Raw genomic sequence first — 13,408 nt, forward strand, 5'->3', positions numbered from 1 at the left:
GTAGGTGGCGAAATAGCTGCCGACATAGAGGTCGGCCCATTCGGGATCGACCTCGCCCTCCAGCTTCACATAGGCCTCGTCCCAGACCGAGGCGGAGACGATCTGGCCGACCAGGTCGTGCTCGCGCTCGCGCATGTAGTTGGCGACGAGGGCGCGTTTCTCGTCGATATGGGCGCGGTCGATGGCTCCGGCGGCGTAGACCAGAAGCGCCACGCCGCCCGAGGCGACGATGACGATGATCGCCGCCGCCAGGGCGACGATACGGGCGATCGCCTTGCGGTTATGCGCCAGACTGGACTTCACACCTGCCATGGCGCCGATATCGCGGGACCGGCGCTATCAAATGGTGAATCGACGGTGCGGCGTTTTGGCAGCAGGCCGTGATGGCGCGGGGCTGTCGGCCCGACTTAAGCCTGTCCGATTTCCAACTGAAGAACGTCCGATATATCGGAATTTTCCGGGCGCTATTCGAGGCGTCGTCGTCCGAAGCGGACTCTGCGGATGTCGCAGTAGGGTGGAAAGCGGACATCCAGTCCATTGAATGCGCGTTGCTGGCACTTGCCGGGCGAGAACAAAATGGGGCACCTACACCGTAGAATGGTGGGGGCTAACATGGCGTTGGATTGTGGCGCGATCGGCATTGGATTGGCGACATTCACCGAAGAGGACGTCGTCCTCGACTGTTGGTTTCCTGGTCCGCGACTGATCCGCTCTGGAGGCGGAAGTACGCTCACGGAATTGAACGCCGCCACCGCAGAGAAAGAGTTCGGGATCAGAATTCCCCTTGGGACGGATCCGCGGCGCCCCAATGTGAGCACCCGTGCGGTGCATGTCACCGTCGACGACTTGCGAAAGGCTCCGGAGAACGCATTCGACGTCTACCTTCGGCTGCACCTCATCAGTCATCGACTCGTCCGCCCTCATGGAGCGAACCTTGATGGCATTTTCGCTCTGTTGACCAACGCCGCCTGGACGACAGACGGCGTAATGCCCGTCGCAGCCGTTGCCGCTGCTCAGCTCCGAGCGCGCGCCGAGCGGCGGCACTTTGAGGTCATCTGTATCGATAAAATCCCGCGGATGGTCGACTATGTCGTGCCGGAAGGCGTCCGGATCGCCGATGTCAATCGAGTGAGGCTGGGTGCGCACCTTGCGCCTGGCACCACGGTCATGCACGAAGGGTTTTGTAATTTCAACGCTGGCACGCTGGGGCCCTCCATGGTTGAGGGCCGCATTAGCGCCGGGGTGATAGTAGGCTCCGACAGTGACGTTGGCGGTAGCGCGTCGATCATGGGGACGCTGTCGGGCGGCGGCAAGGAGATCGTGGCGATCGGGGCGCGTTGCCTGTTGGGCGCCAACTCGGGCACCGGGATATCGCTAGGCGACGACTGCGTTGTGGAAGCGGGCTGCTACATCACTGCTGGATCCCAAATCAAGCTGCCTGACGGCGGTGTGGTCAAGGCAAGGAGCCTCTCAGGCGCGACGGGCCTACTATATCGCCGGAATGCCCAGACGGGGGCCTTGGAGGCAATTCCTCGCTCGGGAGCCTGGGAGGGTCTGAATAGCGCCCTTCATGCGAATTAGCGGTAAAGCGTCATGAACTCGGTCCTGAACACTGCCCGCCTTATCCTCCGCCCCCCTCTGGCCGAGGACTTCGACGCCTGGGCGGCGTTCTGCGCTGAGGATGAGGCGATGCGCTTCCTCGGCGGGGTGAAGTCACGTCCCATGGCCTGGCGGAACTTCTGCACGGTGGCAGGCTCTTGGGACCTTTACGGGTTCGGCTACTTTTCCGTCATTGAGCGTGAGACCGGCCATTGGCTGGGGCGGGTGGGGCCATGGCGTCCCGACGGATGGCCAGGGACGGAAGTCGGATGGGGCCTGACCTCGGCCGCGACCGGCCATGGTTTCGCGCTGGAAGCCGCGGCGGCAGCAATCGACTGGGCGTTCGAGATCTTGGAATGGGAGCAGGTTATACATTGCATCGAACCGGAGAACGTCGCGTCCATCCGCCTTGCTGAGCGCCTGGGGGCGACCTATCGATACGAGACGGAGATGCCGCCGCCCCTGGATGGGCACGTCACCCATGTCTATGCGCAAGATCGTGCGGCGTGGAGGAGACTAGGCAGCAGTTGAAGTACTCGTCTGCTTTCACCCTCCGCTAAGGGCACTGGGCGGTCATTCGATGGCCTCGAGAATGAAAACCCAAAAGTGAACCCGCGGGACGCCTCTGATGGGGCCAAAGCAGGCCCCCGACCAGGCGCTGTCAGGGGACGCCGATGATGTCCGTGGGCCGGCTTGAACGGGGCGGGGCGGCTCTGTTAGGGTTGCGGCGATGGGGATGGAGTTCCCCCGAAACCGCCCGCAAGGGCTGATGACTCCTACCGCAACCGACACGCGGTAGGAGTGCGTCCGAAGCGCCCGCCGCAATGGCGGGTTTTTCATGCCCGCCCCGACGAAGGAGCGAGCATGTCTTTTTCAACCTGCATCATGGTCATGGCCGGGGGCGCGCTGGGCACGTTGGCGCGCTATGGCCTTTCGGTGGCCGCCGCCCCGTTCAGCGAGCGCCTGCCGCTCGGGACCATCCTCATCAACGTCACCGGCTCGTTCGTCATCGGGGCGTTCGGGACGCTGACGCTGGCGCACGGGCGCTATCCGGTCTCCGAGGAGGTGCGGCTGTTCGTGATGATCGGCCTGTGCGGCGGATACACGACCTTCTCATCGTTCAGCCTGCAGACGCTGGACCTGTTGCGGGCCGGCGCGCCGGTCCGGGCGGCGGTGAACGTGGGGGCCTCGATCGTGCTGTGCGTCGCGGCCGTGGCGCTGGGGCATCTGATCGGCGCCCACTTCAACCGCGGCGCAGTCGAGATCGCGCAGATCCCCATCGAGGAGGAGATCTGAGAGGGGGTCGCGCCTCGCGCCCTCAACCCGGCAGGGCGAAGGCCACCACGCTGTCGCCGCGCTTGGTGCCGCTCTTGGCGTGGCCGCCGGCGGCGACGACGACGTATTGCCGGCCCTTCCACACATAGGTCATGGGCGTGGCCTGGCCGCCGGCGGGCAGGCGGCCTTTCCAGAGCTCCTTGCCCGAGGCGGCGTCGAACGCGCGCAGGTAGTCGTCCATCGCCGCGCCGATGAAGACGAGGCCGCCGGCCGTGACGATCGGGCCGCCGACATTGGGCGTGCCGACGCCGTGGAGCAGGAACTGCGAGCCTGGGGCGAGGTCGCGGGGAGTTCCGAGCGGCGTGCGCCACAGCACCTTGCCGGTGGTCATGTCGACGGCGGTCAGCACGCCCCAGGGCGGCGGGTTGCAGGGCAGGCCGAGCGGGGAGAGCAGCACCTCGCGCCGCATCCCGTAGGCCGCGCCCGCCTGCGGGCTGATTTCCACATCGGGCGCCGCCTGCTTTTCCGCTGAAACGCGGGCGGCGGGGATCAGGGTCACCTTGTGCATGGCCGAGGAGGTGTTGACGTAGGCGACGCCGCGGCGGGCGTCGAAGGCGATCCCGCCCCAGTTCGAGCCTCCGCCGGTGAAGGGATAGAGGATCGTGCCCTGGGTGCTGGGCGGGGTGTAGAGGCCTTCGTTGCGGGCGCCTGCGATCAGCTTGCGGCAGGCCGCGCGATCCCAGGGCGTGAGGCCGAAGGCGTCGTCGGGCGTGATGCGGTTCGGGGCGAGCGGGGCGGGCGCGACCGGGAAGGGCTGGGTCGGGGACAACACCTCGCCGATCTCGCCGCCGGTCGGGACCGGGCGCTCCTCCACCGGGATGATCGGCCGGCCGGTCTCGCGGTCGAGGGTGAAGACGAGGCCCTGCTTGGTGGTCTGGATCACGGCCGGACGCGGCGGCCCGCCCCGATAGGCCAGCATGGCCAGCGTCGGCTGGGCCGGGACGTCGTAGTCCCAAACGTCGTGGTGCGAGGTCTGGAACGCCCAGGCGACCTCGCCGGTGGCCGCCCTGACCGCCACCACCGAATTGGCGTGGGCGGCGTTCCCCGGCCGTGCGGCGCCGTAGAAGTCGGGGCTGGGGCTCGAGGTCGGCAGGAAGACCAGCCCGCGCGCCTCATCGGCGGACATGGGCGCCCAGACATTGGCCGCCCCGGCGACCACGCCGGGGTCTGCGCCCTGGAGCGGGTCGTAGGTCCAGCGCAGGGCGCCGGTGACCGCATCGAAGGCGTGGACCGCGCCGGGAGTCTCGCGGACCCTCTGGTTGTCGTCGATCGAGGAGCCGACCACCACGACGCCGTTCACCACGACGGGCGGCGAGGTGATCTGCGCGCCTCCGGAGCGGGCGAGACGCGCGCCGGGCATGGCGTCGGTTTCGCCGCCCTGGCCGAAGGCCGGGCAGGCCTTTCCGGTGGTGGCGTCCCGGGCCAGCAGGCGGCGGTCGTTCGTCGCCATGAAGATGGTTTCCGCGCAAGGCGCGCCGGCCGCCGCCGGATTGCGCCAGTAGGTGACGCCCCGGCAGTTGAAACTGTTGGGATAGCGGAGGCTGGGGTCGATCTTCGGGTCGTAGGTCCAGAGCGGCTTGCCCGTCGCCGGGTCGTGGGCGCTCATCACGTTGAACGGACTGCAGAGAAAGAGGCGCCCGCCGGCCAGGATCGGCGTCGCCTCGAAGGCCGATCGCTCGCTCGCTTGCGGGTGGGCCGTCATGTGGCCGGTGGAGTAGGTCCAGGCGACCTTCAGCCCCGCCACGTTCTGCGGGGTGATCTGGGCGGCGGGCGAGAACCGCTGTCCGCCCGCGTCGCCGCCGTAATAGGCCCAGTCGGCGTCGGGCGCGGGCGTCGGCGGGGGCGTCTTCGGGCTGCAACTGGCGAGGGCGGCGGCCGAGGCTGCGACGATGAGAAGGCGCTGGATCATGGCCGGGAAGATGCCCGCCGATCATCGCACCCGACAGCCGGCGGGGACGAGCGGCGGACCGTGAGGGACAAGCGGCGGGGCTGGCCGGGCGGGCCCGCGCCTGAACCCTTCGTTGCGGAACGCGGCGAGGCGGTCTCTCCCCGCGCGGGGGATTTTGTGGCAGTCAGGCGGGCGGCGGCGTGGGGAGCGCGTGCGCCGTCGGGGAGCCTTGGATGCCGTCGCTGGAGATGCTGATCGCCTTTACGGGCGCCTCGCTGGTGCTGGCGTTCATTCCGGGGCCGGACAATATCTTCGTCATGACCCAGGCGGCCATGCGCGGCTGGAAGGTCGGGGTGAGCGTGACGCTGGGCCTCTGCACCGGGCTGATGGTCCATACCGCCCTGGTGGCGTTCGGGGTGGCGGTGATCTTCCAGAAGTCGGCCCTGGCCTTCGGCCTGCTGAAGTTCGCAGGCGCGGCCTATCTGCTCTATCTGGCCTATGGGGCGTTCAGGGCGGGGCCGGCGTCGCTGGAGGGTCAGGCGCTGAGGCCCGAGCCGTTCTGGCGGCTCTATCTGCGGGGCATCGTGATGAACGTCACCAATCCGAAGGTGGCGATCTTCTTCCTGGCCTTCCTGCCGCAGTTCATCAGCGCCTCGGCCGGGCCGGTCGTTCCGCAGGTGGCGGTGCTGGGCGCGGTGTTCATCGCCTGCGCCCTCTTTGCGTTTTCGCTGATCTCGGTGCTGGCCGGGGCGATCAGCGCACGGCTGATGCGCTCGGAGAAGGCCCAGATCATGCTGAACCGCGTCGCCGCCCTGGTGTTCGTGGGGCTGGCGGCGAAGCTGGCGACCGCCCACAACTGATGGGGCGGCCGCACAGCGGAGCTTTTAGGCGACGCGCACGCGGGCAGTCGATTCCGGCAGGTCCTGGCCGAAGGCGCGCTGGAAGAACTCGGCCACGGTGCCGCGCTCGAGCTCGTCGCACTTGTTGAGGAAGGTCAGGCGGAAGGCGAAGGCGATGTCGCCGCCGAAGATCTCGGCGTTCTGCGCCCAGGTGATGACGGTCCGCGGGCTCATGACGGTGGAGATGTCGCCGTTCATGAAGGCGTTGCGGGTCATGTCGGCCACCCGCACCATCGCGGCGATGGTGCGCTTGCCTTCGGCGCTGTCGTAGTGCGGCGCCTTGGCCAGGACGATGGCGGCTTCGACGTCGTGGGCCAGGTAGTTCAGGGTGGTGACGATCGACCAGCGGTCCATCTGGCCCTGATTGATCTGCTGGGTGCCGTGATAGAGCCCCGTGGTGTCGCCCAGGCCGATGGTGTTGGTCGTGGAGAACAGCCGGAAGAACGGGTTGGGGCGGATGACGCGGTTCTGGTCGAGCAAGGTCAGCTTGCCCTGAGCTTCCAGGATGCGCTGGATGACGAACATCACGTCCGGGCGGCCGGCGTCGTATTCGTCGAACACCAGGGCGACCGGGCGCTGGATCGCCCAGGGCAGGATGCCTTCGCGGAATTCGGTGATCTGCTTGCCGTCCTTCAGGACGATGGCATCCTTGCCGACCAGGTCGATCCGGCTGACGTGGCTGTCGAGGTTCACGCGGATCAGCGGCCAGTTGAGGCGCGCGGCGACCTGCTCGATGTGGGTCGACTTGCCGGTGCCGTGATAGCCCTGGACCATGACGCGGCGGTCGTAGGCGAAGCCCGCGCAGATGGCCTTGGTGGTTTCGGGATCGAACCGGTAGGCGGGGTCGATGTCCGGCACGTGAGCGTCGCGCTCGGAAAAGGCCGGCACGGTCATGTCGACGTCAACGCCGAAGGTTTCACGGACGGACACCTTCTTGTCCGGAACCAGGGCGATCAGCTTGTCGTCTTGCGTATTGGCGAGAGAGGTCATGGCGCGGTTCGATTACAAGGTTACGGGGGCGATGCAAACGGCTGTTTGCACCTGACGTAGCGTCCGATTGAGGCCGGGCGGTGTGTTTAGCCGGATTTGCCCGGCGAGGGCAGGGCGATGTGGGCCGGCGCGGAAAAATGCAGGGGCGGTGTCGCGCGGCCGCCGGGGCGTTCGTCCTTGGGAGAGGCCCGCCCTGGAGGAAAATCATGACCCGCGTTCCCACCATCACCGCTTTCGAGACCTCGCCCGACCGCGGGCGGGGGCTGGCGCGCGACATGCCCGTGCGCTGGGCGCTGGAGGAGGTCGGCCAGCCCTATGAGGTGCGGCTGGTCTCGTTCGCAGCGATGAAGCAGGCCGGGCACATGGCGCTGCATCCGTTCGGCCAGATCCCGACCTATGAGGAGGGTGGTCTCACGCTATTCGAGTCCGGGGCCATCGTGCTGCATGTCGCGCAGACCCATGCGGGGCTGCTGCCGGCGGAGGCCGCGGCGCGGATGCGGGCGGTGGGCTGGATGTTCGCCGCGCTCAACACGGTGGAGCCGCCAATCGTGGAGCGGTCGATGGCGGCGGTCTTCGAGCGCGACAAGCCTTGGTACGCCGAGCGCCTGCCGATGCTGGACGGGCGGGTGTGCGAGCGGCTGGGCCAGCTTTCCGACCGGCTAGGCGAGGCCGACTGGCTGGACGGCGACTTCAGCGCCGGCGACCTGATGATGGTGAGCGTGCTGCGCCGGATGCAGGGGACGGGGTTGCTGGAGCCCTATCCGAGGCTTCTTGCCTATATCGCCCGGGCCGTGGCGCGGCCGGCCTATCAGCGCGCCTTCGCGGCGCAGCTGGCGGTGTTCGAGGCGTCCAGGGGATAGCGTGTTCAAGCCGCATCTTCAGGCCGCATCGCGCCGCAGGTCGCGGGGGGAGGCGCCCCACCAGGCCTTCACGGCGCGTGAGAAAGCGCTTTCCTGGGAATAGCCCAGGCGGCGGGCGAGGTCGGGCAGGGCGAGCTGGGAGCGCGAGAGCAGGACCATGGCCTCGGTCATCCGCGCCTCGTCGCGCAGGGCGGTGAAGCTGGCGCCGGCCTCGCCCAGGCGGCGCTGGAGGCTGCGGGTGGAGAGGCCGAGCTCGGCGGCGACGGCGGCGACGTCGGGGGCGAAGCCCTGGCCGCGGACGACGGCGCGGACCTCGTCGCAGAGGGCGTCGGCGCGGCGCTGGTCGCGCAGCAGGCCCTCGGCGTAGGCGGCGTTGAGCTCCAGCAGGCGCGGATCGGCGCCGGGGATCGGGGCGGCCAGGGCAGCTGGCGAGAACACCAGGGCGGCGTGCTCGGCGAAGGCGACCGGCAGGTTCAGGAAATCCTCGTAGATCCTGGCCGGGGCGGCGCCGGCCGCCATCAGCACGACGCGGGACGGCCGCGCGCCGGAGTTGAAGGCCGAGCGGCGGGCGGCGGTGACGGCCAGCACCGACTCCACCTGCAGGCGGGCGATCTCGACCGGATCGGGGGCCGGGACATAGGTCAGGTGAAGGCCCTCGGCGTCGCGGCGGAGACGGTAGCCGCCGCTGGCGCTGACCAGGGTCTGGTAGCGGACCGCCATCTCCAGCGCCTGGCCGACCGTGGCGCTGTGGGCGGTAAGGATGGAGATGACGTTGCTGGCCTGCATCGGCAGGGCCGCGCCGACCTTGAAGCCCAGCAGCGGGTCGGGATCGAGCCTGGCCGCGCGCCGCCAGAGCAGGCGGGCGGCCGAGACGTCGACGCGCGAGGAGCGCGGGGCGCGGCCGCCTTCGAATCCGCGCAGGCCGGCGGTGAGGGCCGTGCGATCCAGCCCCTGGTCGACCAGGCCGTCGAGGGCGGCGTTCATCCAGCCGGTCATGATGGTCTGCACGTCGCTCATGCCGTCACCTTAGGCGCGCGCCACGCAAAGCCAAGCATCCTGGCGCGAGATGTCAAAAGAACGGCGCGCGGGATCAAGCGCGCTCGCCTAGCCTCTCCGGCAAAGCCGGGAAGGCAGGCAAGAGGAGGAGACGAACATGGGCATCAAAGTGACGCCGCAGGAGAGCGGTTTCGGCGCGGAGGTCACGGGCCTGGACCTGGCCGGGCCGCTGGCGGCCGAGGACCTGGCGGCGGTGAAGGACGCCTGGGCGCGCCATACGGTGCTGGCCTTCCCCGGCCAGCCGTTGAGCCTGGAGGCGCTGGAGGCCTTCACCCTGCAGATCGGGCCGTTCGGGATCGATCCGTTCATCAAGCCGATGGAGGGGCATCCGAACGTGCTGGAGCTGCGCCGCGAGCCTGATGAGAAGGCGACCAATTTCGGGGCGGGCTGGCATTCGGACTGGAGCTTCCAGAAGGAGCCGCCGGCTGCGACCCTGCTGCGTTCGGAAGTCACCCCGCCGGTCGGCGGCGACACCCTGTTCGCCGACTGCGCGCGGGCCTATGACACGCTGTCCGACGCCATGAAGGCGCTGCTGGCGCCGCTGCGGGCGGTGCATTCGGCGAGCCGGGCCTATGGCACCCAAGGGGTGTTCGCCAAGGAGACGACCAAGCGGACGATGGAGATCATCGTCTCGCCCGAGGCCGACAAGACCATCTCCCATCCGCTGGTGCGCACCCATCCGGTGACCGGCCGCAAGGCGCTCTATGTCAGCCCGGTCTATACGGTGGGGATCGAGGGCATGACCCTGAAGGAGAGCCAGGCGATCCTCGGCTTCCTGTTCGCCCACATGACCCAGGACGAGTTCGTCTATCGGCACAAGTGGAAGCAGGGGATGCTGCTGATGTGGGACAACCGCAACACGGTCCACTTCGCCGACGGCGGCTATGACGGCCATCTGCGCGTGATGCATCGCACGACCGTGGCGGGCGAGGCGGTGGTCTAGAAGGGCGCCGGAGCGTCCGCCGCGCGCATGGCGCAGGCGGACGCGACACCCCCTTACATCCCCTTGGCCAGCAGGCCGGCCAGCACCTTGTCCGGGCTCATCGGATAGTCGCGCAGGCGCACGCCGCAGGCGTTGTAGATGGCGTTGGCGACGGCCGCTCCCGCACCGGAGATGCCGAGTTCGCCGACCCCCTTGATGCCCATCGGATTGGCCTTGTCGTCGGCCTCGTCCAGGAACATCGAGTCGAGATTGGCGATGTCGGCGTGCACCGGAACCAGGTATTCGGCCATGTCGCCGGCCACGAACGACCCATAGCGTGGGTCGACGGCGTTGACCTCGGTCAGGGCCGTGCCGACGCCCCAGATCATGCCGCCGGTGATCTGGCTCTTGGCGGTCTTGGCGTTGAGGATGCGCCCGGCCGCGAACACGCCGAACATGCGCCGCAGCCGCACCTCGCCGGTCACCTGGTCGACGCCGACCTCGGCGAAATGGGCGCCGTAGGTGTGCTGGGAATAGTCGCGCGCGTCGGCCGCGGGCGTGATCGCGCCCTCGACATAGACGCCCTCCGGCGCGGCGCGCGCCACCAGGGCCGCGAGGCTTTCGCTGCGGTTCTCGATGGCGATGTTGCCGTTCTCGAAGGTCACGAACTCCGCCGGCCCGCCATAGAGCGGCGAGCGCGGATCGCCCACCGCCAGCTCGGTCAGGGCCGCGCGCAGGTTCATCGCCGCCTGGAAGGCCGCCGATCCGGCCGTGGCCGCCCCGAACTGCCCGCCCGAGCCGGGAGCCGGCGGCATGTCGCTGTCGCCGATCTCGACCCGCACGTCCTCCAGCCGCGTCCCCATGGTCTCGGCCGCGATCTGAGCCAGGATCGTGTAGCTGCCGGTGCCGATGTCGGTCATGCCCTGGCGCACGGTGACGATCCCGGTCGCGTCGATGCGCACGCCCGCCTTGGCCGGCAGCAGGAAGTTGCCGCGGATCGCCGCGGCCATGCCCATGCCCACCAGCCAGCGGCCTTCGCGCACCTGGCCCGGAACCGGGTTGCGGCGCGCCCAGCCGAACCGCTGAGCGCCCTCGGTCATGCAGCGGACCAGTTGGCGGGTGGAGAACGGCTTGCCGGTCTCCGGGTCGGTCTCGGGCTCGTTGCGGATGCGCAGCTCCACGGGGTCGATCCCGAGGGTCTCGGCCAACTCGTCCATCGCGCATTCCAGGCTGAGCATGCCCGAGGCCTCGCCCGGCGCGCGCATGGGGCCTGCGTGCGGCAGGTCCATCTTGACCAGCCGGTGGCCGGTCAGCCGGTTGGGCGCCGCATAGAGGCTGCGCGCGAAATTGGCCGCATGCTCGGTGAAGATCGCCTGGCGCGCGCAGTGGGTCGTCGCCTCGAGCGCCATGGCGCTCAGCCGGCCGTCCGCCTCGGCGCCCAGCCGCACCCGCATCTCCACCGCCGGGCGATGGATGGTGCCGTGGAACATCTGCTGGCGGGTGTAGGTGACCTTCACCGGCCGCGAGAGCGCCCGCGCCGCCAGGGCCGCCAGCACCAGGTCCTCGTAGGGCTGGCCCTTGCCGCCGAAGCCGCCGCCGATGTAGCGCGTGGAAAGCTGCACCTGCTCGGACGGGATGGCCAGGGTCTCGGCCAGGGCGTGCTGGCCGCCCTTCACCATCTGGATCGAGGTGTGGACCGTGACCTTGTCGCCCTCCCACCAGGCGACCGTCGCGCAGGGCTCCATCTGCACGTGGTTCTGGAGCGGGCTGAAATAGGTCTCGTCGAGCTTGACCGGCGCCTGGGCGAAGGCGCCCTCGAAGTCGCCGACCCGCACGTCCTCCTCGTTGGGCGGCTGTTCGGCCAGGCCGAAGCTGGCCTTGAAGTCCACCACCGCGGGCTCGGCCGCATAGTCGAAGACGATCAGCTCGGCTGCGGCCCGGGCGTTCTCGAAGGTGTCGGCTACGACGAAGCCGACCGGCTGGCCGTAATACTCGACCCGCTCGCTGGCCAGGGCGGGGTTCGAAGCCCGCTGGCTGCGCGGATTGGCCCGCGTGCCGCGCGGCGCCTGGGGCGGGACGTTGCGATGGGTCCAGACCAGCAGCACGCCCGGCGCGGCCTCGGCGGCCGAGGCGTCCACGGCGACGATCCGGCCGCGCGGGATGGTTGCTGTGGCCATCACCCCGATCGCGGGCGGCGAGGGCGCCGGCGTGTCGTAGGCGTAGGGCGCGGTCCCGGTGACCTTCAGCGGGCCTTCATAGCGGTCGACGCCCTTGCCGATCAGTCCGCCGCGGTTCTCCGTCACCGGATTGGGCGCGGCCCAGTCGCGTACCGAGCTCATGTTTGCCTCCGCGATTGCGCATCCTCGATGGTCGCCGCAGTCAGGCGGCGGACCAGGGCGATCTTGTGGACCAGGCGATCCTCGCCGCCGGCCTGGGCGGTCTCGGCGGCGGCGGCCTCGGCGGGCGAGGCGCCGGCTTCCAGCGCCGCCTGGGCGTGCGCCGCGCGCCAGGGCTTGGCGGCTACGGCGCCCAGCGCGACGCGGGTTCCGGCCACCGCCACCATGGCCAGGCCGTGGGCGTAGGAGGCCCGGTCGCGCACCTTGGCGTAGGCCTGGCCGCCGGGCGGGGGCGGCGGCACGGCGATGGCGGTGATGAGCTCGCCCGCCACCAGCTCGGTCTCCACCTGCGGGGTGTCGCCGGGCAGGCGGTGCAGGTCGGCGACCTTGATCGCGCGCGTCGTCCCGTCCGGGGTCATGGTCTCGACGCTGGCGTCCAGCGCGGTCAGGGCGACCGCCATGTCCGAGGTGTGGGTGGCGATGCAGGCGGGGCCGCCTCCGAAGATCGCGCCATAGCCGCCCGGCGCGCCGATAGCCGCGCAGCCCGAGCCCGGCTGGCGTTTGTTGCAGGGCTTGGCGGTGTCGTAGAAATAGCCGCACCGCGTCCGCTGCAGCAGGTTTCCGGCGTTGGTCGCCTTGTTGCGGAGCTGGCCCGAGGCCCCCGACAGGATCGCCCGCGCCAGCAGCGGATAGCGTTCGCGTACGATCGGATGGGCGGCCAGCTTGGAATTGGTCATCGCCCCGCCGATCTTCAGCCCGCCGTCGGCCGTCTCCTGCGCGCTCGCGAACGGCAGCCGGCCGACATCGACCAGATGGGTCGGGGTCTCGATCTCCAGCTTCATCAGGTCCAGGAGGTTGGTGCCGCCGGCCAGGAAGCGCGCGCCGGGGTTTTCCGCCACCGCCTTGACCGCCGCCTGGGCGTTCGCCGCCCGCTCGTAGGTGAAGGGCTTCATCCCGCCTCTCCGGCCAGGTCGCGGATCGCCGCCAGAATCTGCGGATAGGCCGAGCAGCGGCAGATGTTGCCGCTCATCCGCTCGCGGATCTCCGCGTCGGTCAGCACGGCCGGGGCGGTGAGGTCGCCGGTCTCCTTGCTGGCCCAGCCGTCGGCGGCCTCCTGCAGCATCCCGACCGTCGAGCATATCTGCCCGGGCGTGCAGTAGCCGCACTGGAAGGCGTCATGGCTCAGGAACGCCTGCTGCACCGGATGCAGGTCGCCCGGCGTTCCCAGTCCCTCGATGGTGGTCACCTGGTCGCCGTCGTGCATGGCCAGCAGCGACAGGCACGAATTGATCCGCACCCCGTTCACCAGCACCGTGCAGGCGCCGCACTGGCCGTGGTCGCAGCCCTTCTTGGAGCCGGTCAGGCCCAGGTGCTCGCGCAGGGCGTCCAGCAAGGTCGTCCGCGGATCGACCTCCAGCGCGCGCGCCTGCCCATTGACCGTGATCGTCGTCCGCATCGACACACCTCCCCAGATGTGAGCGCTCACATACTTCTATCTTACAGGCTCGCGCGCCTTCCGACGC

13 protein-coding genes and 1 riboswitch are annotated in these 13,408 nt (G+C 69.4%); of the genes, 6 read left to right on the forward strand and 7 right to left on the reverse strand.

Annotation, left to right across the window (positions count from 1 at the left end; genetic code table 11):
• Nucleotides 1–312, reverse strand: a 312-nt coding sequence (locus ACE3TL_RS07385) for a hypothetical protein (protein ID WP_374578074.1), incomplete at its 3' end; no start/stop codon positions are given.
• Between the two features lie 300 nt (nucleotides 313–612).
• Between ACE3TL_RS07385 and ACE3TL_RS07390 the strand changes: the two genes are divergently transcribed.
• The 3 genes from ACE3TL_RS07390 to crcB all read left to right on the forward strand — a co-directional run bounded on the left by ACE3TL_RS07390 (nucleotide 613) and on the right by crcB (nucleotide 2,895).
• On the forward strand, nucleotides 613–1,581 hold the full coding sequence (locus ACE3TL_RS07390; protein WP_374578075.1) for a DapH/DapD/GlmU-related protein: 969 nt from the start codon (nucleotides 613–615) through the stop codon (nucleotides 1,579–1,581).
• Nucleotides 1,582–1,593: 12 nt separating this feature from the next.
• Nucleotides 1,594–2,130, forward strand: a complete 537-nt coding sequence (locus tag ACE3TL_RS07395; RefSeq protein ID WP_374578076.1) for a GNAT family N-acetyltransferase — start codon at nucleotides 1,594–1,596, stop codon at nucleotides 2,128–2,130.
• A 192-nt stretch (nucleotides 2,131–2,322) separates the two neighbouring features.
• A riboswitch (Fluoride riboswitch) is annotated at nucleotides 2,323–2,385 on the forward strand.
• A 78-nt stretch (nucleotides 2,386–2,463) separates the two neighbouring features.
• The gene (crcB, locus tag ACE3TL_RS07400) at nucleotides 2,464–2,895 is read left to right on the forward strand and encodes a fluoride efflux transporter CrcB (RefSeq protein WP_374578077.1); all 432 of its coding nucleotides are present in this window, start codon (nucleotides 2,464–2,466) and stop codon (nucleotides 2,893–2,895) included.
• Between the two features lie 22 nt (nucleotides 2,896–2,917).
• On the opposite strand, the gene ACE3TL_RS07405 is transcribed toward crcB, so the two are convergent.
• Nucleotides 2,918–4,843, reverse strand: coding sequence for a pyrroloquinoline quinone-dependent dehydrogenase (locus tag ACE3TL_RS07405; RefSeq protein ID WP_374578078.1), 1,926 nt, complete (start codon nucleotides 4,841–4,843; stop codon nucleotides 2,918–2,920).
• Between the two features lie 212 nt (nucleotides 4,844–5,055).
• On the opposite strand from ACE3TL_RS07405, the gene ACE3TL_RS07410 reads away from it, so the two are divergent.
• Nucleotides 5,056–5,682: a LysE family translocator gene (locus tag ACE3TL_RS07410; protein WP_374578079.1), complete on the forward strand. Its 627-nt coding sequence runs from the start codon at nucleotides 5,056–5,058 to the stop codon at nucleotides 5,680–5,682.
• 24 nt (nucleotides 5,683–5,706) lie between these two features.
• On the opposite strand, the gene cobS is transcribed toward ACE3TL_RS07410, so the two are convergent.
• Nucleotides 5,707–6,711 (reverse strand): cobaltochelatase subunit CobS, encoded by a 1,005-nt coding sequence (gene cobS, locus ACE3TL_RS07415; protein ID WP_374578080.1) that lies wholly within the window; start codon nucleotides 6,709–6,711, stop codon nucleotides 5,707–5,709.
• A gap of 206 nt (nucleotides 6,712–6,917) precedes the next feature.
• Here cobS and ACE3TL_RS07420 point away from each other — a divergent pair, with 206 nt between their 5' ends.
• Nucleotides 6,918–7,571: a glutathione S-transferase family protein gene (locus ACE3TL_RS07420; RefSeq protein ID WP_374578081.1), complete on the forward strand. Its 654-nt coding sequence runs from the start codon at nucleotides 6,918–6,920 to the stop codon at nucleotides 7,569–7,571.
• A gap of 18 nt (nucleotides 7,572–7,589) precedes the next feature.
• On the opposite strand, the gene ACE3TL_RS07425 is transcribed toward ACE3TL_RS07420, so the two are convergent.
• Nucleotides 7,590–8,588, reverse strand: coding sequence for an AraC family transcriptional regulator ligand-binding domain-containing protein (locus tag ACE3TL_RS07425; RefSeq protein WP_374578082.1), 999 nt, complete (start codon nucleotides 8,586–8,588; stop codon nucleotides 7,590–7,592).
• 136 nt (nucleotides 8,589–8,724) lie between these two features.
• On the opposite strand from ACE3TL_RS07425, the gene ACE3TL_RS07430 reads away from it, so the two are divergent.
• Nucleotides 8,725–9,570 (forward strand): TauD/TfdA dioxygenase family protein, encoded by an 846-nt coding sequence (locus ACE3TL_RS07430; RefSeq protein ID WP_374578083.1) that lies wholly within the window; start codon nucleotides 8,725–8,727, stop codon nucleotides 9,568–9,570.
• 53 nt (nucleotides 9,571–9,623) lie between these two features.
• Here ACE3TL_RS07430 and ACE3TL_RS07435 read toward each other — a convergent pair whose 3' ends face one another.
• The 3 genes from ACE3TL_RS07435 to ACE3TL_RS07445 are packed head-to-tail and all read right to left on the reverse strand — an operon-like array spanning nucleotide 9,624 to nucleotide 13,341.
• Nucleotides 9,624–11,888: a molybdopterin cofactor-binding domain-containing protein gene (locus ACE3TL_RS07435; RefSeq protein WP_374578084.1), complete on the reverse strand. Its 2,265-nt coding sequence runs from the start codon at nucleotides 11,886–11,888 to the stop codon at nucleotides 9,624–9,626.
• Nucleotides 11,885–12,838, reverse strand: coding sequence for a xanthine dehydrogenase family protein subunit M (locus ACE3TL_RS07440; protein WP_374578085.1), 954 nt, complete (start codon nucleotides 12,836–12,838; stop codon nucleotides 11,885–11,887). Before ACE3TL_RS07440 ends, ACE3TL_RS07435 begins: the two co-directional genes overlap by 4 nt.
• Nucleotides 12,835–13,341, reverse strand: coding sequence for a 2Fe-2S iron-sulfur cluster-binding protein (locus tag ACE3TL_RS07445; protein WP_374578086.1), 507 nt, complete (start codon nucleotides 13,339–13,341; stop codon nucleotides 12,835–12,837). The genes ACE3TL_RS07440 and ACE3TL_RS07445 overlap by 4 nt, the downstream gene beginning before the upstream one ends.
• Nucleotides 13,342–13,408 lie beyond the last annotated feature (67 nt).

Origin of the sequence: Phenylobacterium sp. (assembly GCF_041920015.1) — a bacterium.
Lineage (GTDB): Bacteria > Pseudomonadota > Alphaproteobacteria > Caulobacterales > Caulobacteraceae > Phenylobacterium.